At 71.1% G+C, this 578-nt stretch carries 2 pseudogenes; one reads left to right on the top strand and one right to left on the bottom strand.

The features are described from left to right. Positions 1 to 282 (top strand): annotated as a pseudogene (locus B2J89_RS21575) (methyl-accepting chemotaxis protein); the annotation flags it as partial. 106 nt (positions 283 to 388) lie between these two features. Here the strand turns inward: B2J89_RS21575 and B2J89_RS21570 are convergent. Next, positions 389 to 578, bottom strand: a pseudogene (locus B2J89_RS21570) (single-stranded-DNA-specific exonuclease RecJ); the annotation flags it as partial.

The following is a 578-nucleotide window of genomic DNA, read 5'->3' as shown; positions in this document are numbered from 1 at the left end:
GACCAGGCCCAGCACCTGGCCAGCGTCGTTGCCGCGTTCAATGTGGGCGCGCAAGCCCCGGTCGTGGCCCGTGCCGTGCGCGCAGCGCCTGCGCGCGCGCCGCTGCCAAAGCCTGCGCCGGCACCCGCCGCGAAGGTGGCGGCTGCGCCCGTCGCGAAAGTGGCTGCGACTTCTGCCGGGCGGCCTGCCGCCGCGCGCGCCAACGCCCCGGCGCCGCGCATTGCGGCGCCTGCACCGCAGCCGGCCAAGGCCGGCGCGGACGACGACTGGGAAAGCTTCTGATCCCGCGCCGGTGAGGGCGCTGCAGCGGCAGCACCCACTCACAATTCCATAGCTACCAGCCCTTGCTGCACAAGGGCTGGTAGCTATTTTCTTTGCAAGACCAAAATTAGGTCTGCGCGCCCTCGACCAGGAACTGCACCTTGCGCTCGCCCCGCCACTCGTTCACGTCGAGCCGGAAGGCCAGCAGCACGCGGCCGGGCAGCGGATCGGTGTGGCCGAACCAGATGCCGTCGACCGGAGCGCCCTGGTGCAGCAGCTTGAGTGAGAGGTGGTTGCGGCCTTCGCCCACCAGGCGC

The organism is Acidovorax sp. SRB_24 (assembly GCF_012931925.1).
The sequence above is the reverse complement of the archived record's forward strand: the minus strand, read 5'-3'. Positions and strand labels throughout refer to the sequence as shown.